The sequence below is a fragment of the Shinella sp. HY16 genome, from assembly GCF_028534175.1.
Classification (GTDB): Bacteria; Pseudomonadota; Alphaproteobacteria; order Rhizobiales; family Rhizobiaceae; genus Shinella.
Map to the genome: position 1 here is coordinate 265795 of NZ_JAHYXL010000001.1, position 22263 is coordinate 288057.

A 22263-nucleotide genomic window follows, 5' to 3' on the forward strand; every position below is an offset into this window, starting at 1 on the left:
TGAGGAAGCGGGGGGATAACCCTCGCTTTTTTCATTTGCGCGCTGCCCTTTCGCGCTGGACCCTCCCCGGGCTTTGCCATACCCATGAGGCCTGCAGGGTACTCGTCCTGCCAATTTTTCCCTGCTCCCCGGGACGGTTTCATGTCCGACGTCGCCCTCAATGTTCTGCCCATCTTCGCGCTGATTTTCATCGGCTGGCTGCTCGTGCGCACCGGTTACCTGCGCGAGGCACTGGGGGAGGGGCTGGGAGAGTTCGTCTTCCGGGTCGCCGTGCCCGTCCTCTTGTTCCGCACTATCGCGGAGGCCGATTTCGCCGGCGAATCGCCCCTGCGCATCTGGATCGGCTATTTCGCCGGTGTTGCCCTCACCTGGACGGTCGCGCATCTCATCGCCACGCTCGGCTTCAAGCGCGACCGCCGGATCGGCGTGCTTGCCGGCGTTTCCTCCGCCTTCGCCAACACGGTCTTCATCGGCTTGCCGCTGGTCTCGCGCATCGTCGGCGAGGAGGGGCTGGTGGCGATCTCGGTGCTGCTTTCCGTACACCTGCCGGTCATGATGATCGCCGGCACGATCCTGATGGAGCGGGCAGAGCGCAAGGACGGCACGCGCGAGCCGCAGAGTATCGGCATGCTCCTTCTCGGTATCGGCAAGAGCCTGGTGCGCAATCCGCTGGTGATCGGCCTCGTCGCCGGAGCGCTGTTCCATACCGGGGGCGTGCCACTGGCCGGGCCCGTCAAGGTGGTGGTCGACCAGCTGGCGGGGGCGGCGGCGCCGGCAGCGCTGATCTCGATCGGCATGGCGCTCAACAAGTACAAGGTCGGCGGGAATGCCGGCATCGCGCTTGCGATGACCAGCCTCAAGCTCGTGCTGCTGCCGGGCTCGGTCTATGTCGCCTGCCGGCTGCTCGGCCTCAGCCCGGAATGGACGGCGGCAATGGTGCTTTGCTCCTCGGTGCCGACGGGCATCAATGCGTGGCTGCTCGCCAACCATTTCGGCGTCGGCCACGCGCTTGCCTCATCGACGATAACAATGACGACGGCGCTCGGCGTCTTCACGGTTTCCTTCTGGGCCTGGCTCCTGGGGTGAGGCTGTTTCCTTGTGGCGGCAATAAAAAACCCGGCGCGATGGCCGGGTTTTTCGTCTTGTGCGCTGGCGTCTTACTGAGCCGGCTGTTCCGTGGTGGTGCCCTGCGTTGCGGTGCCGCCTTCTGCCGGGGCTGCGCCCTCGGTCGTCGTTGCGCCGCCTTCTGCGGGTGCTGCGCCTTCCGTCGTGGTGGCAGCGCCATCAGCAGGAGCTGCGCCTTCGGTTGCCGTCGCACCGTCTGCCGGAGCCGCCGCGCCTGCATCCGCACCTTCGCTGGAAGCGGTCGGCAGCGGAGCCGGGTTGTCGGAGAGCGTGCGCAGATAGGCGATCAGGTTGGCGCGTTCGTCGTTCTTCTTCAGGCCGGCAAAGCCCATGGCGGTGCCGGGAACGTGCTTCTTCGGCGCCTCCAGGAAGAAGCTGAGGTGGTCGTAGTCCCAGATGATCTTGTGGCCTTCGGAGAAGGTGGTCATGCCAGCAGAGTAGCTGAAGCCCTCATGCGAGGCGACCGGGCGGTTCACGATGTCCCAGAGACCGGGTCCGACCTTGTTCGGTCCGCCCTTCTCCGTGGTGTGACAGCTCGCACATTTCTTGAAGACGGTTTCGCCGGCTGCCGCGTCGGCGGTCGCGAGCAGCGTGGCGATCGGGACGACTGCAGCGGCTTCGCCGCCGCCGGCTGCCTCGCCGCCGGTTTCCTCTGCCACGATCGCGAAGCCTTCCTTCTCGGGAGCGCCCGAATGGAAAATGCCTTCAGAAGCGATCGACACGGACATCAGTACGAAAACGGTGCCGAGCAGGGCACCTACGCCCATGTTCACATAAGAGTTCATCCAAACGCTCCCCTAGGAACCGGCGGACACACGCCGGCCAGTCTTGAAATCGCGCGGAACCTATGTCTTTTGCTGCTTCGTTGCAACAGTGATTGTAGCCCCCGCACTGAGACTTTTTGACACTTTTCCCGGGGGTTTTGAAGGGCTGCAGATGAATTCCGCCAATTTTGACAAGACCCTCGTTCTCATTCCCGCGCGCATGGCCTCGACCCGGCTTCCGGGCAAGCCGCTCGCCGACATTGCGGGCCTGCCGATGATCGTGCAGGTTGCGCGCCGCGCGGCCGAGGCCAATGTCGGACGGATCGTCGTTGCCGTCGATCACCAGGATATCTTTGACGCGGTGGTGGCCGCCGGCTTCGAGGCCGTGATGACCCGTGTCGACCACCAGTCCGGTTCCGACCGCATCCATGAGGCGCTGACCAAGAGCGATCCCGAGGGGCGGGCCGAAATCATCATCAACGTGCAGGGCGACCTGCCGACGATCGATCCGGAGACGATCCGCGCCGCCCTTCGCCCGCTGGAAAATGCGGCGACCGACATCGCCACCCTGACCACCGAGATTCGCGACGAAGAAGAAAAGACCAATCCGAATGTCGTGAAGGTCGTCGGCTCGCCGCTCAGCGACAGTCGCCTGCGCGCTCTTTATTTCACGCGCGCGACGGCGCCGCACGGCACGGGTCCGCTCTACCATCATATCGGCCTCTACGCCTACCGTCGCAAGGCGCTGGAAGCCTTCGTCGCGCTGAAGCCCTCGACGCTCGAAAAGCGGGAATCGCTGGAGCAGTTGCGCGCCCTCGAAGCGGGTATGCGGATCGATGCGGAGATCGTTGACACCGTTCCGCTGGGTGTCGATACTCCGGCCGACCTCGAAAAAGCCCGCGCCATGCTCGCGGCCACCCCTCTCTGACCGGACCCCGCCATGATCATGAAGACCAACAGGATCGCCTTCCAGGGCGAGTTTGGCGCCAATTCCGACATGGCCAGCCGCGATATGTTCCCGAACATGGAGCCGCTGCCCTGCCAGACCTTCGAGGACGCGTTCCTGGCCATCGAGAACGGTGACGCCGACCTCGGGATGATTCCGATCGAGAACACGATCGCCGGCCGCGTCGCCGACATCCATCACCTGCTGCCGGAATCGCGGCTGCATATCATCGGCGAATATTTCATGCCGATCCGCTTCCAGCTCATGGTGTTGCCGGGTGTGGTGAAGGACGAGATCCGCACGGTGCACAGCCATATCCACGCACTCGGCCAGTGCCGCAAGATCGTCCGCCTCAACGGCTGGAAGCCGGTGATCGCGGGTGACACGGCGGGCGCGGCCAAGCTCGTCTCGGAAACCGGCGACCGCACCATGGCTGCACTCGCCCCGCGCCTTGCGGCCGATCTCTACGGCCTCTCCATCGTCGCGGAGAATGTCGAGGATACGGAAAGCAACGTCACCCGCTTCGTCGTGCTGTCGCGCGAGACGGCGCCGGTGGAGCGGGATGGAGACGAGATCATCGTCACCACTTTCGTCTTCAATGTGCGCAATATCCCGGCTGCGCTCTACAAGGCGCTCGGCGGTTTCGCGACGAATGGCATCAACATGACGAAGCTGGAAAGCTACCAGATCGGCGGCAAGTTCTACGCCACGCAGTTCTATGCCGATATCGAAGGCCACCCGGACGATCTGCCGGTGCGCCGGGCGCTGGAGGAGCTTCGCTTCTTTTCTGAAAAGGTCCGCATCCTCGGCACCTATCGCGCCCATCCGATGCGCAGTGCGTTCTGAGACTTGACGATCGTCAGGCGGGCCGGAACCGGCCCGTTGCAGGGGCATTTCCAAAGGGAACGGGCCGCAGGTGGCGGCCCTTTCCGAGAAAGGAGATGCTCATGCGCACGATTGCCACATAACGATCCTCGTCTCGTTGATGGTGAATGCCGTCGTCTTCGGCGTTGGCGCCGTTGCCATTCTGGCGATACCGTCACTCGATGCGCAGGCCAAATACCCGCTGCCGGCCTGGATCGCCCTCACCGTTGTCATAAGCCCCGTCATCGCCCGTCTTCTGGCACCGCGCGTCCGGCTGCGCGAATACCCCGGCGACCGGCCGCATGTCGGTTTGCGCTGACGGTTCAGACCGTCCAGTCCAGCCAGTCGCGCATCAGGCGGTGCGCGATGGCACCCTTGGGCGGCGGAGTGGTGGTGCCGGGCGCAACCCCTGACGTGGCACTGCGCGCGATCATCGCCGCCGTCTCCTCACGGGTGAACCAGCGGCAATCCTCCAGCTCCTGCTCATCGCGGCGGATGTCGAAGGAAATCGCCTCGCCGTAGCAGCCGATCATCAGCGAATGCGGCATAGGCCAGGGCTGCGAGGCATGGTAGCGCACGCGCCCCACCTTGATACCGGATTCCTCCAGCGTCTCGCGGCGCACCGTGTGCTCGATCGTTTCGCCGGGCTCGAGGAAGCCCGCGAGGCAGGAATACATGCCCTCGGGGAAATGCGGCGAGCGGCCGAGCAGGCAGAGATCCCGCTCGATGTCGATGACCAGCATGATCGCGACCGGATCGGTGCGCGGAAAGATCGTGTGGCTGCAGGCCTCGCAGACGCGGCGGTAGCCGCCGATCTCCGAGCGGGTCGGCGCGCCGCACTTGCCGCAGAAACGGTTGTTGCCGTTCCAGGTCATCAGGCTGGAGGCCTGGGCGAACTGTCCGAGCAGGTCGTCGTCGAGCATCTGCTGGCGGTAGAGTGTGCGCCCGTCCGCCGCCTTCAGCGGCTCCTGCAGGGTCTCGGGATCGGCTCCGACGGGGATCGCCAGCCGTGGCTCGCCGTTCTTCAGGTAGCCGAGCAGGATGGCTTCCTCCGGCACGGGGCCGAGCTCGGCGAGCTCGTAGGGCGCAAACAGCGGGTCGATGATCTTCTCGTCGTGTTTGACGACGAGTTTTCCCCCGGCGATCGCGAAGGCATGCACAGTCTCGGCCTTGAAGGCTTGTTCCAGGCAGTCTGGCGCGCGGTGCTCCGACTGGCGGTCGAGGCTGTTCTCCGCGAACGCCACCATGGTGCTGGGTTCGGGGTGCGGGCGGTAGAGATCGAAGAGCGATGGCTTCATGGTGTCAGCGCGTCCAGGATTTTGGCCGAGAAGGCCTTGGTTTCGTCGGCCGTGCGTGGCTCGGCGGTGCCGAAGCCCCAGACGGGGCCGGGCCAGTTCGCATCCCCCTCGCTGCGTGCGATGACATGAACATGCAGCTGGCGGACGATGTTGCCGAGCGCGGCGACATTGATCTTCGTCGCTCCCGTCACCGTCTTCAGCGCTTCGGCGACAAGCGTCGTCTCGAAGGTCAGCATGGTCTGGTCGAGGGGCGTCAGGTCGAAAATCTCGCAGGCGCCGGGCCGCTGCGGCACCAGCATCAGCCAGGGCCAGCGGCTGTCTTTCATCAGGCGCAGCTCGCAAAGGCCGATCTTGGTGAGAAGATCGCTGTCGCGTACGATCCGTTCGTCGAGTTGAAAGTCGCTCAAGGGATTCTCCCGGCATGCCTGTTTCCTAGAGTCATGCCACGGCATCCAAATTCCCTCCAACAGTTTTTTATCAGCCGCGCTTGCATTCGGATGGAATATTGCCGATATGGGGGTCGGGAGGTTGGTGGTGGACGAGCCACTCGCCAACCGGGTCAGGTCCGGAAGGAAGCAGCCCTAACGAGCCCCGGCACGGGTCATCGTGCCAGCCTCCCACCTTACCGTCCTGATCCTGGCCGTCCTGTCGGGACTGAGAGTTCGATTAGCGGCAGGGTCTATGAGCGACGTAACCCCCAATCCGTCCAGCGAAAAACCCGCAGCCTACCGGGTTCTCGCGCGAAAATACCGCCCGAAGGATTTCTCCGACCTGATGGTCGGCCAGGAACCGATGGTCCGCACGCTGACCAACGCGTTCGAGACCGGTCGTATCGCGCAGGCCTACATGCTGACCGGCGTTCGCGGCGTCGGCAAGACGACGACCGCCCGCATTCTCGCCCGCGCGCTGAATTACAAGACAGCCGAAATCGACCGCCCGACGATCGACCTTCGCGTGCCCGGCGAGCATTGCCAGGCCATCATGGAGGGCCGGCATGTCGACGTCATCGAGATGGACGCCGCCTCCCACACCGGCATCGACGATATCAGAGAGATCATCGAGCAGGTGCGCTATCGTCCGGTTTCGGCACGTTATAAAGTCTACATCATCGACGAAGTGCACATGCTCTCGACGCAGGCCTTCAACGGCCTGTTGAAGACGCTCGAGGAGCCGCCGGAGCACGTCAAGTTCATCTTCGCCACGACGGAGATCCGCAAGGTCCCGATCACCGTCCTGTCGCGCTGCCAGCGTTTCGACCTGCGCCGGATCGGCGCCTCCGATCTCGTCGGCCTCTTCACCACCATCCTGGGCAAGGAAGGCGTGGAATTCGAGCCGGATGCGCTCGCCATGATCGCCCGCGCCGCCGAAGGCTCGGCCCGTGACGGCCTGTCGCTGCTCGACCAGGCGATCGCCCATGGCGGCGGTCGCGTCGAGGTGAATGCCGTGCGCGGCATGCTCGGTCTTGCCGACCGCGCGCGCATCGTCGACCTCTTCGAACATGTCGTGAAGGGCGATGCCGCAGCCGCGCTCGCCGAATTTTCCGCGCAATACGAGGCCGGTGCCAGCCCGCTCGTGGTGCTGACGGACCTGGCCGATTTCACCCATCTCGTCACCCGCATGAAATATGTGCCCGATGCTGCCGGCGACCAGTCGCTGAGCGAGGTCGAGCGCGTGCGCGGCGTCGAGTTCGCCAATTCCATCGCGGTCACCGCGCTGTCGCGCATGTGGCAGATGCTCCTGAAGGGCATTCCGGAGACGGAAGCCTCCAGCCGTCCGGCGGGCGCCGCCGAGATGGTCATCATCCGCCTCGCCCACGCCGCCAACCTGCCTTCGCCGGAAGAGGCGGCCCGCCGCCTCGCGGAGCTGTCGGGCGGCGAGGGTAGTGGCAATGGTACCCGCGCGCCGCAATATGGCGGCAATGGCGGCCAGCCGACGGCGCAAGCCGCGCTTTCCGCCGTCGCGCGCACACCCGAAGCCCCGGTCCAGCGCGTCCAGTCGGGTGGCGGGACGGTGACGATGCTGCGACCCGTGCCGCAGGCCGAGCCCGCATCCCTGCCGGTTGGCCGTATCGAGACTGCCCCGGCCGCGCAGCCGACGGCCGAACCGAAGGTGCCGGTGAAGTCGGTCGCCGATATTGCTGAGCTCTGCACGAAAAACCGCGACATCCGCCTGCGTGCCCTCGTGCGCGCCTTCGTACGGCCGGTCAGCGTCGAGGCCGGGCGTCTGGAGATCGGCCTTGCCAACGATGCGCCGAAATCGCTCGTCAACGACCTGTCGAGCCGGCTGCAGGAATGGACCGGCATCCGCTGGATGGTGATCCTGTCGCGCGAACCGGGCGGGCCGACCCTGGCCGAGGCCGAAACGATGGCGCAGGAGGCCCGCGTCGCCGATGCGCGCCAGGACCCCGATGTGGCCGCCATCCTGCAGCGCTTTCCGGGCGCCAAGATCATGGACGTGCGCATCAAGGTTCAGGAAACGGAAGACGGGCCGGAGACCGTGGAGGCTGCGGCCGTCGCGGAATCCGCCGAGGGCGACATCCTGCCCGGCGACGATATCGAACACTAGCAGTTCCGGCCGAGATGCGGAGCGGAATTGCGTGAAAACAAACGTTCCAACATCCATTCAGAAAGAGGAGAGACCGATGCGCGACATCATGGGCATGATGGGCAAGGTCAAGGAAATGCAGGCCAAGATGGAGAAGATGCAGGAGGAGATCGCCGCCCTCGAGGTGAACGGCACCTCCGGCGGAGGCCTCGTCTCTGTCACGCTCGACGGCAAGGGCAATCTCAAGGGCCTGAAAATCGATCCTTCGCTCTTCAAGGAAGACGACGTGGAGATCCTCGAGGACCTGATCGTTGCGGCCCACAAGGACGCCAAGGACAAGGCCGAGGCGCAGGCTGCCGAAAAGACCAAGGCGCTGACCGCCGGCCTGCCGATCCCGCCCGGCTTCAAACTGCCGTTCTGATCCTGTAGGCTCGGGTTTTTCGAGGAGGAACCCGATGAGCCTGATGACCCTGCTTGTCTTTGCCGGCGCGCTGATGATGGCGGCCGGTTCGCCCGGCCCGAGCATTGCGGCGCTGGTCGCCCGCGTGCTGTCGCGCGGGGCAAGGGATGTGCTGCCCTTCCTCGCCGCCATGTGGATCGGCGAGGGCATCTGGCTCACCTGCGCCGTGCTGGGGCTCGCCGCAATCGCTGAGACCTTTCATGCCGCCTTCGTCGCCATCAAGTGGCTGGGCGTCGCCTACCTGCTCTATCTCGCCTGGAAGATGTGGTTCGCGCCGACGGAAACCGGTGACAGTGCCCTGCCGGAGGCGCGCTCGGGTGTAAAGCTGTTCTTCGCCGGCCTGACCGTGACGCTCGGCAATCCGAAGATCATGATGTTCTACGTCGCGCTCCTGCCGGCGATCATCGATCTCGGCGCCGTCACCCTCGTCGGCTGGGCCGAGCTGGTCGTCACCATGTTCGTCGTGCTCGTCGCGATCGACCTTGCGTGGGTCTTCCTCGCCTCGCGCGCCCGTCTGTTCCTGAAGAGCCCGCGCGCCGTGCGCATCGCCAACCGTCTCAGCGCTGGCACCATGGCCGGTGCCGCGGCGGCCATCGCCACCCGCTGATCACCCGGTGAGGGCCGCGCGCAGCTTGTCGTTGATCGGCGCGGCGAGATAGCGCAGCCGGTCTTCTTCGGAGACGTTCTTGCCGTAGGTGCGCAGCAGCTCCGGCATGGTCACAGGCTCGCCGTCGAAGGGCGTGTAGGTTGCGGCGTCGCCGGCCTGGATCACGCCGTCCTGCAGCACGCGGCAGTAAAAACCCGACCGACCGGCCTGCATGAAGCGTTTCGCGAAGGCCGGATCGCCCATGCGGGCGGTCAGCGTGTTGCAGGGAATGCGGGTGGATGTCACTTCGAGGAGCACGCTCTCCGTCTCGATCCGGTCGCCGACCGAGACGCTGCGGCTGTCGAGGCCTTCGATGACGAGGTTCTCGCCGAAGGTTCCCGGTTCCAGCGTGCGGCCGAGTTCCTTCGACCACCAGGCAAGGTCAATCCCGCCGAGGCCGTAGACCGCCTGTTCCGGCCCGCCATGGTGTTTCCGGTCGCAGATCGTGTCGCCCAGCAACCCCTCGCGGTCGACGACGACAGCCGCATCGGTCGGTGTCTTGAAAATGCCCGTCTTGTAGCTTTTGCCCGGAAGCGGACGGGCAAGACCCGTGCAAACGGCGAGAATTCTGATCAAGCGCTGCCTCCAGCAAGGTGGATTCCGTTTCCCCCGGATATGAGCTAGATACCGGCAATGGCAAAACGAGTCACTGGCCCCGAAATCGAAAAACTCATCCAGCTTCTGGCGAAGGTGCCGGGCCTCGGGCCGCGCTCGGCGCGCCGCGCCGCGCTGCATCTCGTCAAGAAGAAGGACCAGCTGCTCGGCCCGCTTGCCGACGCGATGGGCGAGGCGCACCGTAAGGTGCGCATCTGCTCGTGCTGCGGCAATGTCGATACGAGCGATCCCTGCACCGTCTGCACGGATGTACGGCGCGACCATGCGGTCATCATCGTCGTCGAGGACGTGTCCGACCTCTGGGCGCTGGAGCGTGCCGGCGCGATGAACGCGGCGTACCATGTACTCGGCGGCACGCTCTCGCCGCTCGACGGCGTGGGGCCTGACGATCTCAACATCCGCGGCCTCGTCGATCGCGTGGCGAAGGGCGGCGTGCGCGAGCTGATCATCGCCGTGAACGCCACCGTCGAGGGGCAGACGACGGCGCATTACATCACCGACCAGCTCTCCGGCCTCGAGGTGAAGATCACCCGGCTCGCCCATGGCGTGCCGGTCGGCGGCGAGCTCGATTATCTCGACGAAGGAACCCTGACGGCCGCCTTGCGCGCCCGCACGGCGATCTGAGGAGGCTTCATGCCGATCATCCGCAAAACCATCAAGGGCGTCCTCGGCGCCGCGCTGATCTCGCTTGGCCTTCTGGCACCCGCCGAGGCTGCCTCCAAGGCGGAGGTCGAGAAGATGTTTCGCGCCTGGATCGACAACGACCTCTGGCCGGCGGCGCAGAAGACCGGCGTCAGCGAAAGGACGTTTCGCGCGGCGATGCAGGGCGTGGCGCTCAACTGGGATCTGCCCGACCTCGTGCCGCCCGGCTCCAAGCCGAAGAAGGAGCAGGCGCAGAGCCAGGCGGAGTTCTCTTCACCCGGCGCCTATTTCTCCGAGAAGCGCCTGCAGGGGCTGGCGGGAACGGGCAGCCGACTTGCCAAGACCCATGCGGCGACCCTGCGCAGGATCGAGCAGCGCTTCGGCGTGCCGGGCGAGATCGTCGTTGCCGTCTGGGGCCGGGAATCCGGCTTCGGCAGCGCGAAGATCCCTTATTCTGCCGTGGAGGTGCTCGCCACAAAGGCCTTCATGTCGACGCGCAAGGACATGTTCCGCAAGGAGCTGATCGCGGCGCTGCATATCGTCGATGGCGGCGACCGGACCGTCGATCAGCTCAAGGGCTCCTGGGCCGGCGCGCTCGGCCAGCCGCAGTTCATGCCGACCAGCTTCCTGCAATATGCCGTCGATTTCGACGGTGACGGCGTGCGCGACATCTGGGGTTCGGTGCCTGACAGCCTTGCATCGATCGCCAACTACCTCGCCAAGAAGGGCTGGCAGGCGGGGCGCGGCTGGGGCTACGAGGTCTCGATCCCGGCGGGCGTTTCCTGCGCGCAGGAGGGACCGGATCTGGCAAAGCCCATCTCCGCCTGGGCATCGAGCGGCATTACCCGCATTTCCGGCAAGGGTTTTCCTTCCGGTGAGGCCAAGGCGTCCGGCATGATGCTGGTTCCGGCCGGAACGCACGGTCCGGAGTTCATCGTCACGCCCAATTTCTACGTGCTCAAGGAATACAACAACTCCGACCTCTACGCCCTTTTCATCGGCAATCTTGGTGACCGCATCGCCTATGGCAGCGGGTCGTTCAAGGGGGCGTGGGGCGATGTCGGCAAGATGTTGCGCTCGGATGTGCTCGCCATGCAGAAGGCGCTCGTCGCCAAGGGCTACGATGTCGGCAAGGTCGACGGCCTGCCGGGCTACAAGACCCGCCGCTCGCTCGGCGACTGGCAGGCCAAGAGCGGCCTGACGCCCACCTGCTATCCGGATGCCTCGCTCAAGACGAAACTGCGGTAGATCCTTGAGGAAGGCCGAGGCCGATCCCGTTCCCTTCGAACGGGATGGTGCTTGGCGTCAATGGATATCCGCCTGCCGTTTGAAGCGCTCATACTCATGCGGCACGATCGTCTGCCGCTCGATCATGCGGTGGACCCGGGGCGGCTCGGCGCCGCTGTGCAGCAGGCGCAGCTTCTCGCCGTTGGCGGCATCGGCATGGGTGCGGCGCTGGTTGTGGCGCACATATTCCACCCAGGTCGGCACATGGTAGGTCTCCGTCCAGATCGTCGGGTTCTCGAGATCGCGCATCAGCGCCCACTGGCCGGCGCCGTCGCGGATGCGGATGCGGCGCCGCTCGGTCATCGCCTCCAGGAATTCCGGTATGTCATTTTCCGCGATCTCGTAGTCGATCAGGACGACGATCGGGCCGCTGCGCGGTTTCAGGTCGAGTGGCAGGTCCGGCTCGCTGAAGCGGTTGAGCGGGTCGACATTGAGACTCTGCAATTCGGGGAGCTTGAAGCGAAGGCCGAGCGCCGCGCCGGCGATCATTACCACAGCCGAGGCGAGGAGTGCGGCTTCGGCGCCGTGGGTGTCGGCCGTTGTGCCCCAGATCCAGCTCCCGGCGGCTATGCCGCCGAAGGTGGTCGTCTGATAGAGCGAGAGTGCCCGGGCGACGACCCAACGCGGCGTCGAAAGCTGCACCGTCGTGTTGAAGAGCGAGAGCGCCATGACCCAGGAGGCGCCGGCGATCAGCAGCACGGCCCCGGTCAAAAGCGCGGAGGAGCTGACCGCGGAAACGCCGGCGCTGACGGCAAAGCCGGTAAAGGCGAGGCGGGCGATGGTTTCCGTCGTCAGGCGTTCGCGCACCCGTGCGTTCATCAGGGCGCCGCCGATCGCGCCGAGCCCGAAACAGCCGAGCAGGATGCCGTAGGTCAGTGGCCCGCCCGAAACGAGGTCGCGGGCGATCAAGGGCAGGAGCGAGAGGATGGAACTCGTCGCAAGGCCGAAAGCGAAGCCGCGCAGCAGCACCTTGCCGAGGTTCGGCGACATGGATACGTAGCGCAGGCCCGCCGAGATGGCGCGGCCGAAATCCTCGCGCGGCAGGCCGCTCGGCGAGATGTTCGGCTTCCAGCGGAAGAGGGCATAGAGAAGGGCGAAATAGCTGAGCGCATTGGCGGCGAAGGCCGCCGCCGCTCCCGCCGCAGCGACAATCGCGCCGCCGATGGCCGGGCCGACGCTGCGGGTGAGGTTGAAGCCCATGCTGTTGAGCGAGACGGCGGCGGGAAGGTCCTCGCGCGGCACCATGTCGCCGACGGAGGCCTGCCAGGCCGGATTGTTGAGCGCCGTGCCGCAGCCGAGCAGGAAAGTGAAGGTCAAGAGCAGCCAGGGCGTGATGACGCCGTACCACGTACAGAGCGTCAGGCCGATTGCGACGGCGAGCATGAAACACTGGGCCGTCAGCATCAGCTTGCGCCGGTCGAAATTGTCGGCAAGCGCGCCGGCGGCGACGGAGAACAGCATGATCGGCAGTGAGGTCGAGGCCTGCACCAGCGCCACCATGTTGGCCGAGGAGGTGATCGAGGCCATCATCCAGGCTGCACCCACGGACTGGATGAGCCCGCCGAAATTGGAGATCAGGCTCGCCGCCCAGATCACCCGAAAGGTTTCGTTCCTGAAAGGGGCGAGGGAGGATCTCCGGTCTGGCACGGGCAGGCACTCATTCTCGATGCAGCGTTGTCGACAATCTAGTCCATAGGACAAAAGGGGCAAGCCGGTGGCGGCAAAAGCTACGCGATCAGGCCGCCCACAGGCAAGCAGGCCGGCCGACCTTGCAATTGTGACAAACACGGTCTATATCAGCCGCAAATTCTTGATCGTCAGATGAAGAGTGGGCCCGCGAGGACCCGCTCTTTTTTATTGCTCCGATCGAGTGCATGATAACGACTATCCCGGGAGGGCATGTCATGTCCGACACGAGTGAAACAGGAAATGCGGTCATCGAGCCGCGGCTGATCGTCGAGACCGGTATCGACCGGCGCGTCGCCGACATCATCGAGCCGACCATCGAGCAGATCGGTTACCAGCTGGTGCGCGTACGCCTCTCGGCGCAGAACGGCGCGACGCTGCAGATCATGTGCGAGCGGCCGGACGGCACGATGACGGTAGAGGATTGCGAGAAGGTCTCGATGGCCGTCTCGCCCGTGCTCGACGTTGAGGATCCGATCGACAAGGCGTATCATCTGGAGGTCTCGTCGCCCGGCATCGACCGGCCGATGGTCCGCAAGTCGGATTTTTCGCGTTGGCTCGGCCATCTGCTGAAATGCGAGACGTCGATCCTCGTCGACAGCCGCAAGCGCTTTCGCGGCAAGATCGTCGCGGCTGACGAGAACGGCTTCACCCTGGAGCGGGATCAGCCCGCCGCCGGCGACGAGCCGACGGTCGTCATTCCCTTCACGGCGCTTGCCGAGGGCCGGCTGATCCTGACCGACGACCTGATTCGTGATGCGCTGGCAGCCGACAAGAAGGCCAAGGCCGCGCAGGCTGCGAACCAGAACGACGAAGACGGCGACGATTGAGTTTGTGAGTACGTTCCGTCCCGGGGGTGTTTGCCCTCCTTGCGGGCGGGATGGAGAGGACGGAACCGGAGCGGTGCGCCGCTCCACGATGCCGGAGGCCAAGGCCCCGGCCTGACCATGGAGACCTGAGACAATGGCAGTCAGTGCGAACCGGCTTGAGCTTCTGCAGATCGCGGATGCCGTGGCCCGTGAAAAGGTCATCGACCGCGAGATCGTGCTTGCCGCGATGGCCGACGCCATCCAGAAGGCGGCCCGCTCGCGTTACGGCACGGAATCGAACATTCGCGCCGACATCAACTCCAAGACCGGCGAAATCCGCCTCCAGCGCCTGCTGGAAGTCGTCGAGCACGCCGAGGACTATTCGACCCAGATCCCGCTGGAGCTGGCGCGCGACCGCAACCCGGACGCCAAGCTCGGCGATTTCATCGCCGATCCGCTGCCGCCGATGGATTTCGGCCGCATCGCCGCGCAGTCGGCCAAGCAGGTCATCGTGCAGAAGGTGCGCGAAGCCGAGCGTGACCGCCAGTACGACGAATACAAGGACCGCATCGGCGAGATCGTCAACGGCACGGTCAAGCGTGTCGAATACGGCAACGTCATCGTCGACCTCGGCCGCGGCGAAGGCATCATCCGCCGCGATGAGATGATCCCGCGCGAGAACATGCGCTACGGCGACCGTGTCCGCGCCTTCGTCTACGACGTGCGCCGCGAGCAGCGCGGCCCGCAGATCTTCCTGTCGCGCACCCATCCGCAGTTCATGGTGAAGCTCTTCACCATGGAAGTGCCCGAGATCTACGACGGTGTCATCCAGATCAAGTCCGTCGCCCGTGACCCGGGCTCGCGCGCCAAGATCGCCGTCATCTCGAACGATTCGTCGATCGACCCGGTCGGCGCCTGCGTCGGTATGCGCGGCTCGCGCGTTCAGGCCGTCGTCGGCGAACTGCAGGGCGAGAAGATCGACATCATTCCGTGGTCGCAGGATCCGGCCTCCTTCATCGTCAACGCCCTGCAGCCGGCGGAAGTCGCCAAGGTGGTTCTCGACGAGGATGCCGAGCGTATCGAAGTGGTTGTGCCGGATGAGCAGCTCTCGCTCGCCATCGGCCGTCGCGGTCAGAACGTCCGCCTCGCCTCGCAGCTGACCGGCTGGGACATCGACATCCTGACGGAAGCCGAGGAGTCCGAGCGCCGCCAGAAGGAATTCAACGAACGCACCAACCTGTTCATGGATTCGCTCGACGTCGACGAGATGGTCGGCCAGGTTCTGGCTTCCGAAGGCTTTGCCGCCGTCGAGGAGCTGGCCTACGTCGATCTCGACGAAATCGCTTCGATCGACGGTTTCGACGAGGACACGGCCCAGGAAATCCAGACCCGCGCCCGCGAATATCTCGACCGCATCGAGGCCGAGATGGACGCCAAGCGCAAGGAACTCGGCGTTTCCGATGACCTGCGCCAGATCGACGGCATGACGGGCCAGATGCTCGTCGCGCTCGGCGAGGACGGTATCAAGACCATGGAAGACTTCGCCGGCTGCGCTGCCGACGACCTCGTCGGCTGGTCGGAACGCAAGGATGGCGAGACGAAGAAGTTCGAGGGTCTGTTCTCGAAGTTCGAACTCTCGCGCGCCGAAGCCGAAGCCATGATCGTCCAGGCGCGCCTCGCGGCCGGCTGGATCACGGAAGAGGATCTCGCCAAGGAAGAGCCGGTCGTCGAGGGCGGCGAACAGGACGCCTGATCGGCGTCCTCCAGAGTTGGACATGTCGCCCGCTGACTTGCACAGCGGTTTGCGTTGACGGAAACGGAAACCTATATGGGCAAGAAGGACGAGGATGGCGTGAACGACCGCATGTGCATCGTGACGCGCGAAAAGGGCGAGGCGGACGACCTGATCCGCTTCGTTGCAGGTCCCGACGGCAGCGTCGTGCCGGACCTGAAGCGTCAACTTCCCGGGCGCGGATGCTGGGTGAAGGCGGAACGGGCGATTGTCGACAAGGCGGTCGCCAGGAAGCTTTTCGGGCGTGCGCTGAAGACGGAAGCCAAGGCCGGGCCGGAACTCGGCGCCGAGGTGGACCGGCTTATCGCCGCCCAGCTCGGCGGCATGATGAACATGGCGCGCAAGGCGGGCCAGTTCATCACCGGCTCCTCGAAGGTCGACCAGGCGGTGCGCGCATTGGCTGCTCTTGCCGTCTTCCATGCGACGGACGCGGCGGCCGATGGTGTGCGGAAAATAGACCAGGCGCGGAAGGCTGCGAGCTTTCTGACGGACGACGAAACGGAAATACCCTCCTTCAAGCTCTTTTCGGAGAGCGAATTGGAGGGCCTTTTGGGAAGTAATGCTTTTATCCATGCCGCAGCGCTTGCAGGGCAGGCGGGTGAGGGTGTAGTGAAGCGCGCAATCATGCTCGAGAAATACCGGGGCGACAGCCAAATGATGGCACAGGGTGGCGCTCGCCAGACAAACCAATGACGCGGTTACCGGCATTCGGCCGGCCGAAATCGCATTGGATGAACACATTTGAACGACAGGGCCAGGTGATACGCATCCGGCTCTGATCTTAGGAACGGAACGGAATGACCGACAACGAAGACGACAAGACGATCAATGTGGCTGGCAAGAAGACCCTTAGCCTGAAGCCCTCGGGGGTTCAGCAGGGAACCGTGCGCCAGGACATGGGTCGTGGCCGCACCAAGGCCGTCGTGGTCGAGACCCGCACGAAGCGCCACTTCAGCCGCCCGGGTGAAGAGCGCCAGGCATCGACGCCCGTCGCGCCCGTGCAGCGCCAGCCGGAGCCGCAGCAGACGCGTCCCGCGCCGCAGCCTTCGCGCCCCGTACACCAGCAGCCCTCCCGCCCGGTCGAACAGAACCGTCCGCGCGGCGTTGTGCTGAACCAGCTTTCGCCTGACGAAGTCGAGGCCCGTCGCCGCGCGCTTGCAGAAGCGCAGATCCGCGACGCCGCCGAAGCCCGCCAGCGCGCCGAGGACGAAGCCCGTCGCAAGGTTGAGGACGAAGCTCGCCGCGTTGCGGAGGAAGAAGCACGCCTCGTCCGCGAGAAGGAAGAAGCCGAGCGCCGTGCCGCTGAGGCCGCCGCACCCGCACCCGTCGTGGAAGAGGTCGTCGCGCAGCCGGTCGCAAGGCCCGCTCCGGCGGCTGCCGAAGCTCGCCCGCAGCCCGGCCGCACGCCCGCTCCGGCTTCCACGCCGGTTGCCGGTCGTGGCCGCCATGAAGCCGAAGATGAAGGCGACAAGCGCCCGCGCGGTGGCGCGCCTGTCAACCGCGGCGCCGTCAAGCGCCCGGAACCGGCCAAGGCTCCGGCCCGCCCGAAGGCCGATGACGGCCGTCGCCAGGGCAAGCTGACGCTGACGACGGCATCGAGCGACGAGGATGGCGCACAGCGCGGTCGCTCGCTCTCGGCCATGCGCCGCCGCCAGGAGAAGTTCAAGCGCTCCATGATGCAGGAGACGCGCGAAAAGGTCATGCGCGAAGTCATCCTGCCGGAGACGATCACCATTCAGGAACTGTCGCAGCGCATGTCCGAACGTGCCGTCGACGTCATCAAGTACCTGATGAAGGAAGGGCAGATGATGAAGCCCGGCGATCTGATCGACGCCGACCTTGCTGAAATCATCGCCGGCGAATTCGGCCACACCGTCAAGCGCGTTTCGGAATCCGACGTCGAAGAAGGCATCTTCAACGTTTCCGACGATGCTGGCGATCTGGAATCGCGCCCACCGATCGTGACCATCATGGGCCACGTCGACCACGGCAAGACCTCGCTGCTCGACGCCATCCGGCATGCAAACGTGGTTGCTGGCGAAGCCGGCGGCATCACGCAGCATATCGGCGCCTACCAGGTCGAGCACAACGGCCACAAGATCACCTTCATCGACACCCCCGGTCACGCGGCGTTCACCGCCATGCGTGCCCGTGGTGCGCAGGCGACGGACATTGCGATCCTCGTGGTCGCGGCCGACGACAGCGTGATGCCGCAGACGATCGAGTCCATCAATCACGCCAAGGCGGCGGGTGTTCCGATCATCGTGGCGATCAACAAGATCGACAAGCACGAAGCCGATCCGCAGAAGGTGCGCAACCAGCTCCTCCAGCACGAGGTCTTTGTCGAATCCATGGGCGGTGAAACGCTCGATGTGGAAGTTTCGGCCAAGAACCGGCTGAACCTGGACAAGCTGCTCGAGGCCGTCCTGCTGCAGGCCGAAATTCTCGACCTTAAGGCGAACCCGAACCGCACGGCAGAGGGCGTCGTCGTCGAAGCCCAGCTCGATCGTGGTCGCGGCGCCGTTGCCACCGTTCTCGTGCAGACCGGCACGCTGCGCCCGGGCCAGATCGTCGTTGCCGGCGACCAGTGGGGCCGCGTACGCGCCCTCGTCAACGACAAGGGCGAACACGTCAAGGAAGCCGGCCCGTCCATGCCGGTCGAAGTGCTCGGCCTTTCGGGTACCCCGGCTGCCGGCGACAAGTTCGCCGTGGTCGAGAACGAAGCCCGCGCCCGCGAGATCTCGGAATACCGCCAGCGCCTCGCCCGCGAAAAGCAGGTGGCACGCCAGGCCGGTTCGCGTGGCTCGCTCGAGCAGATGATGAGCCAGCTGCAGAACACCGGCCTCAAGGAGTTCCCGCTGCTCATCAAGGGTGACGTGCAGGGCTCGATCGAAGCCATTGCCGGCGCGCTGGAAAAGCTCGGCACGGACGAAGTCCGCGCCCGTATCGTTCATTCCGGTGCCGGTGGCATCACGGAATCCGATATCTCGCTTGCCGAAGCTTCGAACGCCGCCATCATCGGCTTCAACGTCCGTGCCAATGCACAGGCCCGTACGGCTGCCGAGCGGGCCGGTCTCGAAATCCGCTACTACAACATCATCTACGATCTGGTGGATGACGTGAAGGCAGCGATGTCGGGCCTGCTTTCGCCGGAACGTCGCGAAACCTTCCTCGGCAATGCCGAAATCCTCGAGGTGTTCAACATCACGAAGGTCGGCAAGGTCGCGGGTTGCCGCGTCATCGAAGGCAAGGTCGAGCGTGGCGCCGGTGTCCGTCTGGTGCGCGACAACGTCGTCATCCACGAAGGCAAGCTCAAGACGCTCAAGCGCTTCAAGGACGAAGTCGCCGAAGTGCCGATGGGCCAGGAGTGCGGCATGGCCTTCGAGAACTACGAAGACATCCGCGCCGGCGACACGATCGAGTGCTTCCGCGTGGAGCACATCACCCGCACGCTGTAAGCGTCCGGCGAATAGACCATCGTGCGAGCGCCGGACCGTTTCGGCGCTCGCATTTTTTTGAAGGTGACGACCATGACCAGAGCAACATCCTCGGCGCCGTCGCAACGCATGCTGCGCGTAGGCGAGCAGGTGCGCGCGGCGATCACCCAGGTCCTCCAGCGCGGTGAAGTGCGCGACCCGCTTCTCGAAAAGACCGTGATCTCGATTTCGGAAGTGCGCATGTCGCCCGATCTCAAACACGCGACGGCCTATGTCACGCCGCTCGGCGTGAAGGACCATGAGGCGGTGATCGACGCGCTGAACCGCAATTCGAAGTTCATTCGCGGCCGCCTCGGCCCGCAGCTTCGCCAGATGAAGTACATGCCGGACGTTCGTTTCCGTGACGATACGAGCTTCGACAACTACAAGAAGATCGACGATCTCCTGCGTTCGCCGGAAGTCGCTCGCGATCTTTCGGCCGAAGACGGCGACGACGACAAGTAATCCAGGTAGAATATGTCCAGACCCCGCAAACCCAAGGGCCGGCCGGTTTCCGGCTGGCTCATCCTCGATAAGCCGTTCGATTTCGGCTCCACCGAAGCCGTCGCCAAGATCAAATGGCTGCTCAAGGCCCAGAAGGCCGGCCATGCCGGTACGCTCGATCCGCTGGCCTCCGGCATGCTGCCGATCGCGCTCGGCGATGCGACCAAGACCGTGCCCTATGTGATGGACGGCCGCAAGATCTACGAATTCACGGTGACCTGGGGCGAAGAACGCACGACGGATGACCTTGAGGGCGAGGTAACGCAGAGTTCCGAAAAGCGGCCTGCCGCCGAGGCGATCCGGGCGATCCTCGGCGAGTATACCGGCGTCATCCAGCAGATCCCGCCGCAGTTCTCCGCCATCAAGATCGCAGGCGAACGCGCCTACGATCTTGCCCGCGAAGGCGAGATTGTCGAAATCCCCTCGCGCGAGGTGGAGATCCACCGCCTGACGCTGATCGGCTGCCCGGATGAGAACACGGCCGAATTCGAGGTGGAATGCGGCAAGGGCACCTACGTGCGGGCGCTCGCCCGTGATTTTGGCCGCCAGCTCGGCTGCTTCGGCCATATCTCGGCCTTGCGCCGCACCTTCGTCGCGCCTTTCGGCGAGGACAGCATGGTGCCGCTCGCCGACCTGACAGCACTCGAGGAGATCGCTGACGAGGCCGAACGGCTGGCGGCACTTGATGCTTTCCTGATCGACACGGGCGAAGCGCTTTCCAGCCTGCCGCAGATCGTCATCAACGACGACCAGGCGCACCGCCTGCGTATGGGCAATCCGATCATCCTGCGCGGCCGGGATGCCCCGGTTTCTGCCGATGAAGCCTATGCCACGGCCCGTGGCAAGCTGGTCGCGATCGGCGAGATCGGTGGCGGCGAGTTCCGGCCGAAGCGCGTCTTCGGCGGCTGAACAAGGTCGGCGGAACCAATCGCCGCCGACTTGATTTCACCACAAGCTATGGGCTTTATGGGCCGGCGAGGTTCGTTCGAGGGCGGGCCGGGCGGTGCGTTGCCGTCCTGGCTGCCTGCGGGCGAGGGGTGAAAGGGCTGGCCGTTGACGATTGCGCCGACTGACAGAACGGTATCCGCCGAGGATACGGTGGAGGGCGCTGGCCCTGCCGAAAGCCGCCGGCGTATGCACCATCCCGTCGCATTCTATCTCGTCTGCCTCATCCTCGTCGTCGTCATTCCCGCCTTCCTGTTCTCCATCGTCGTGCTGAAGCGCACCACCGAGGCGCAGGAGCGCATCTTCGAATCGCTGCTGCGCACTTCGACAAGCGCCGTCAATCGCGCCGTCGAGCGTGAAATCACGGGTATGTTCTCGACGCTCAATTTCCTGTCCACGTCGGAAAGCCTGCCGAAGGGCGATTATGCCACCCTGCATGCCCAGGCAAGCAAGACGCTGCAGGGTACGGACATCTATTTCCTCGTCATCGATCAGGCGATGAAGCAGCGCCTCAACACGCGCGTTCCCTACGGCATGCCGCTCAATGTCGCCTCGGAGCCGGTTTCGGCACGCCTGGCGCTGTCGCGGGGCGAGCGTATGGTTTCCGACCTGTTCTTCGGCCGCACCGCGCAGCAATGGGTGTTCAACGTCTATATGCCGGTGCGGCTTGCCAATGGTGAGCCGGTCCTGCTGACGCTGACAAAGAATGCCGATGCGCTGCGGCGCGCTGTCAATCCGGATGTGCTTTCGCCCGGCTGGAATGCGGCGGTGCTGGATTCCGCCGGCACAGTCATCGCATCGACCGATGAGAAACAGAAAACCGGCCAACCCTTCTTCCTGCGTGTCGTGCCGTCGCTGCGCCTCGGCGTCAGCACCATGAAGGGGGACGGTGTGGACTATCAGGTCGTCACTGAATTCTCCTCGCTTGCCGGCTGGCGGATGATCGCCTGGGCGAAATCGTCGGATGTGCAGGCGCCCGCCGTCTCTTCCTTCCTCTGGCTGACGATCGGCGGGGCTGTCTTTGCCGCACTCGCCGCCATCAGCGCCGTCGGCATCGCCCGCGTGCTGTCGCGCGACGTGCGGCTGCTCGCACATGACGCGCGCCGGCTCGGCCAGGGAGAGCGGGTCGCTCCGCGCCCCTATGCCATTTCCGAGCTGGAGACCGTCTCCCGCGCGCTTGCCGAGGCTGCGGATGCACGGGTGAAGTCGGAAAACGAGGTGCGCTTCCTGATGCGGGAGGTGGCGCACCGCTCCAAGAACCAGCTCACCGTCATCCAGGCGATGCTCAACCAGTCGGCGGCGAGCGCGGAAAATGCCAGCGATTTCGCCGAAACGTTCCGCAAGCGCGTGGCCGGTCTTGCCCGCTCGACAGACCTGATGATCGCCAATGCCACACAGGGTGTGAACCTGATGGAACTGGCGAAAAATCAGCTGAAGCCTTTCACGCCTGCGGATGCGGAGCGTGTGCGCATCACCGGCCCCGCCGTGCTCCTCGATCCTCAGGCCTCGCAGACGCTGGGCATGGCCCTGCACGAACTGTCGACCAATGCCACGAAATACGGTGCGCTCGCCAACGAAACGGGGATCGTGTCGTTGAGCTGGGTAGCGAGCGGCGAGGACCTGAACCTCGTCTGGCGCGAGAGCCAGGCGGCGATCGACAAGGACGCCATTGCCGCAAGCCGCAAGGGTTTCGGCAGCGTCGTGCTGGAGCGCATGCTTGGCATGGCGCTCGATGCGAAGCTCGATTTCGCCGTGCATGACGACGGTATCGAATGGCGGGTGAGGATCCCGCTTGCGCGGCTGCGGGACGAGGACGTTCACCAGCAGCAGGGTGCAGCGCAATGAGGAACCCTGTCCTTT

21 protein-coding genes and 1 other RNA gene are annotated in these 22263 nt (G+C 64.9%); 17 read left to right on the forward strand and 5 right to left on the reverse strand.

Annotated elements, in window-relative coordinates:
- The first annotated feature begins 141 nt into the window (after positions 1 to 141).
- Positions 142 to 1086 carry an AEC family transporter gene (locus K0P03_RS01355; protein WP_272788714.1) on the forward strand — a complete coding sequence of 315 codons (945 nt, stop codon included), beginning with the start codon at positions 142 to 144 and terminating at the stop codon, positions 1084 to 1086.
- Positions 1087 to 1157: 71 nt separating this feature from the next.
- Here K0P03_RS01355 and K0P03_RS01360 read toward each other — a convergent pair whose 3' ends face one another.
- The gene (locus tag K0P03_RS01360) at positions 1158 to 1910 is read right to left on the reverse strand and encodes a c-type cytochrome (protein WP_272788715.1); all 753 of its coding nucleotides are present in this window, start codon (positions 1908 to 1910) and stop codon (positions 1158 to 1160) included.
- 151 nt (positions 1911 to 2061) lie between these two features.
- Here K0P03_RS01360 and K0P03_RS01365 point away from each other — a divergent pair, with 151 nt between their 5' ends.
- The 3 genes from K0P03_RS01365 (at position 2062) to K0P03_RS01375 (ending at position 4018) form a co-directional block, all read left to right on the forward strand.
- Complete coding sequence (locus K0P03_RS01365; RefSeq protein ID WP_272788716.1) at positions 2062 to 2817, forward strand: 3-deoxy-manno-octulosonate cytidylyltransferase; 756 nt, start codon at positions 2062 to 2064, stop codon at positions 2815 to 2817.
- A 12-nt stretch (positions 2818 to 2829) separates the two neighbouring features.
- Positions 2830 to 3681 carry a prephenate dehydratase gene (locus K0P03_RS01370; RefSeq protein ID WP_272788717.1) on the forward strand — a complete coding sequence of 284 codons (852 nt, stop codon included), beginning with the start codon at positions 2830 to 2832 and terminating at the stop codon, positions 3679 to 3681.
- Positions 3682 to 3751: 70 nt separating this feature from the next.
- Positions 3752 to 4018, forward strand: coding sequence for a hypothetical protein (locus K0P03_RS01375; RefSeq protein WP_272788718.1), 267 nt, complete (start codon positions 3752 to 3754; stop codon positions 4016 to 4018).
- Between the two features lie 4 nt (positions 4019 to 4022).
- On the opposite strand, the gene nudC is transcribed toward K0P03_RS01375, so the two are convergent.
- On the reverse strand, positions 4023 to 4997 hold the full coding sequence (nudC, locus tag K0P03_RS01380; protein ID WP_050742553.1) for an NAD(+) diphosphatase: 975 nt from the start codon (positions 4995 to 4997) through the stop codon (positions 4023 to 4025).
- The gene (locus K0P03_RS01385; protein ID WP_050742552.1) at positions 4994 to 5449 is read right to left on the reverse strand and encodes an HIT domain-containing protein; all 456 of its coding nucleotides are present in this window, start codon (positions 5447 to 5449) and stop codon (positions 4994 to 4996) included. Before K0P03_RS01385 ends, nudC begins: the two co-directional genes overlap by 4 nt.
- 71 nt (positions 5450 to 5520) lie before the next feature.
- Here K0P03_RS01385 and ffs point away from each other — a divergent pair.
- The 4 genes from ffs to K0P03_RS01405 all read left to right on the forward strand — a co-directional run bounded on the left by ffs (position 5521) and on the right by K0P03_RS01405 (position 8608).
- Positions 5521 to 5618, forward strand: an RNA gene (gene ffs / locus K0P03_RS01390) — signal recognition particle sRNA small type.
- A gap of 60 nt (positions 5619 to 5678) precedes the next feature.
- Positions 5679 to 7562, forward strand: a complete 1884-nt coding sequence (locus K0P03_RS01395) for a DNA polymerase III subunit gamma/tau (RefSeq protein WP_272788719.1) — start codon at positions 5679 to 5681, stop codon at positions 7560 to 7562.
- Between the two features lie 76 nt (positions 7563 to 7638).
- Positions 7639 to 7962, forward strand: a complete 324-nt coding sequence (locus tag K0P03_RS01400; protein WP_023512378.1) for a YbaB/EbfC family nucleoid-associated protein — start codon at positions 7639 to 7641, stop codon at positions 7960 to 7962.
- A 34-nt stretch (positions 7963 to 7996) separates the two neighbouring features.
- Positions 7997 to 8608, forward strand: coding sequence for a LysE family translocator (locus K0P03_RS01405; protein WP_023512377.1), 612 nt, complete (start codon positions 7997 to 7999; stop codon positions 8606 to 8608).
- Here the strand turns inward: K0P03_RS01405 and K0P03_RS01410 are convergent, their stop codons facing one another.
- Complete coding sequence (locus K0P03_RS01410) at positions 8609 to 9220, reverse strand: MOSC domain-containing protein (protein WP_272790433.1); 612 nt, start codon at positions 9218 to 9220, stop codon at positions 8609 to 8611.
- Positions 9221 to 9280: 60 nt separating this feature from the next.
- On the opposite strand from K0P03_RS01410, the gene recR reads away from it, so the two are divergent.
- Together recR and K0P03_RS01420 are read left to right on the forward strand one after the other, a co-directional pair.
- Positions 9281 to 9886 carry a recombination mediator RecR gene (gene recR / locus K0P03_RS01415; protein ID WP_023512375.1) on the forward strand — a complete coding sequence of 202 codons (606 nt, stop codon included), beginning with the start codon at positions 9281 to 9283 and terminating at the stop codon, positions 9884 to 9886.
- Between the two features lie 9 nt (positions 9887 to 9895).
- Complete coding sequence (locus K0P03_RS01420) at positions 9896 to 11152, forward strand: lytic murein transglycosylase (RefSeq protein WP_272788720.1); 1257 nt, start codon at positions 9896 to 9898, stop codon at positions 11150 to 11152.
- Between the two features lie 57 nt (positions 11153 to 11209).
- On the opposite strand, the gene K0P03_RS01425 is transcribed toward K0P03_RS01420, so the two are convergent.
- Positions 11210 to 12838: an MFS transporter gene (locus tag K0P03_RS01425; RefSeq protein WP_272788721.1), complete on the reverse strand. Its 1629-nt coding sequence runs from the start codon at positions 12836 to 12838 to the stop codon at positions 11210 to 11212.
- A 257-nt stretch (positions 12839 to 13095) separates the two neighbouring features.
- On the opposite strand from K0P03_RS01425, the gene rimP reads away from it, so the two are divergent.
- The 7 genes from rimP (at position 13096) to K0P03_RS01460 (ending at position 22248) form a co-directional block, all read left to right on the forward strand.
- Complete coding sequence (gene rimP / locus K0P03_RS01430; RefSeq protein ID WP_272788722.1) at positions 13096 to 13707, forward strand: ribosome maturation factor RimP; 612 nt, start codon at positions 13096 to 13098, stop codon at positions 13705 to 13707.
- A gap of 133 nt (positions 13708 to 13840) precedes the next feature.
- On the forward strand, positions 13841 to 15439 hold the full coding sequence (nusA, locus tag K0P03_RS01435; protein ID WP_023512371.1) for a transcription termination factor NusA: 1599 nt from the start codon (positions 13841 to 13843) through the stop codon (positions 15437 to 15439).
- Positions 15440 to 15514: 75 nt separating this feature from the next.
- Complete coding sequence (locus K0P03_RS01440) at positions 15515 to 16171, forward strand: RNA-binding protein (protein WP_023512370.1); 657 nt, start codon at positions 15515 to 15517, stop codon at positions 16169 to 16171.
- Between the two features lie 104 nt (positions 16172 to 16275).
- Entirely contained in the window at positions 16276 to 18936 is a 2661-nt protein-coding gene (infB, locus tag K0P03_RS01445; RefSeq protein ID WP_024270003.1) for a translation initiation factor IF-2, read from the forward strand.
- A 72-nt stretch (positions 18937 to 19008) separates the two neighbouring features.
- Entirely contained in the window at positions 19009 to 19419 is a 411-nt protein-coding gene (rbfA, locus tag K0P03_RS01450) for a 30S ribosome-binding factor RbfA (protein ID WP_023513549.1), read from the forward strand.
- Positions 19420 to 19431: 12 nt separating this feature from the next.
- Positions 19432 to 20367 carry a tRNA pseudouridine(55) synthase TruB gene (gene truB, locus K0P03_RS01455; protein ID WP_050742547.1) on the forward strand — a complete coding sequence of 312 codons (936 nt, stop codon included), beginning with the start codon at positions 19432 to 19434 and terminating at the stop codon, positions 20365 to 20367.
- Positions 20368 to 20511: 144 nt separating this feature from the next.
- Positions 20512 to 22248, forward strand: a complete 1737-nt coding sequence (locus tag K0P03_RS01460; RefSeq protein WP_272788723.1) for a sensor histidine kinase — start codon at positions 20512 to 20514, stop codon at positions 22246 to 22248.
- The last annotated feature ends 15 nt before the right edge of the window (positions 22249 to 22263 follow it).

Coding starts and splice junctions, on each gene's coding strand:
- K0P03_RS01440 (WP_023512370.1), top strand. CDS start 15,515: ATGGGCAAGAAGGACGAGGATGGCGTGAACGACCGCATGTGCATCGTG.
- K0P03_RS01395 (WP_272788719.1), top strand. CDS start 5,679: ATGAGCGACGTAACCCCCAATCCGTCCAGCGAAAAACCCGCAGCCTAC.
- K0P03_RS01365 (WP_272788716.1), top strand. CDS start 2,062: ATGAATTCCGCCAATTTTGACAAGACCCTCGTTCTCATTCCCGCGCGC.
- rbfA (WP_023513549.1), top strand. CDS start 19,009: ATGACCAGAGCAACATCCTCGGCGCCGTCGCAACGCATGCTGCGCGTA.
- truB (WP_050742547.1), top strand. CDS start 19,432: ATGTCCAGACCCCGCAAACCCAAGGGCCGGCCGGTTTCCGGCTGGCTC.
- nudC (WP_050742553.1), bottom strand. CDS start 4,997: ATGAAGCCATCGCTCTTCGATCTCTACCGCCCGCACCCCGAACCCAGC.
- K0P03_RS01385 (WP_050742552.1), bottom strand. CDS start 5,449: ATGCCGTGGCATGACTCTAGGAAACAGGCATGCCGGGAGAATCCCTTG.
- K0P03_RS01370 (WP_272788717.1), top strand. CDS start 2,830: ATGATCATGAAGACCAACAGGATCGCCTTCCAGGGCGAGTTTGGCGCC.
- infB (WP_024270003.1), top strand. CDS start 16,276: ATGACCGACAACGAAGACGACAAGACGATCAATGTGGCTGGCAAGAAG.
- K0P03_RS01355 (WP_272788714.1), top strand. CDS start 142: ATGTCCGACGTCGCCCTCAATGTTCTGCCCATCTTCGCGCTGATTTTC.
- nusA (WP_023512371.1), top strand. CDS start 13,841: ATGGCAGTCAGTGCGAACCGGCTTGAGCTTCTGCAGATCGCGGATGCC.
- K0P03_RS01405 (WP_023512377.1), top strand. CDS start 7,997: ATGAGCCTGATGACCCTGCTTGTCTTTGCCGGCGCGCTGATGATGGCG.
- recR (WP_023512375.1), top strand. CDS start 9,281: ATGGCAAAACGAGTCACTGGCCCCGAAATCGAAAAACTCATCCAGCTT.
- K0P03_RS01360 (WP_272788715.1), bottom strand. CDS start 1,910: ATGAACTCTTATGTGAACATGGGCGTAGGTGCCCTGCTCGGCACCGTT.
- K0P03_RS01420 (WP_272788720.1), top strand. CDS start 9,896: ATGCCGATCATCCGCAAAACCATCAAGGGCGTCCTCGGCGCCGCGCTG.
- K0P03_RS01400 (WP_023512378.1), top strand. CDS start 7,639: ATGCGCGACATCATGGGCATGATGGGCAAGGTCAAGGAAATGCAGGCC.
- rimP (WP_272788722.1), top strand. CDS start 13,096: ATGTCCGACACGAGTGAAACAGGAAATGCGGTCATCGAGCCGCGGCTG.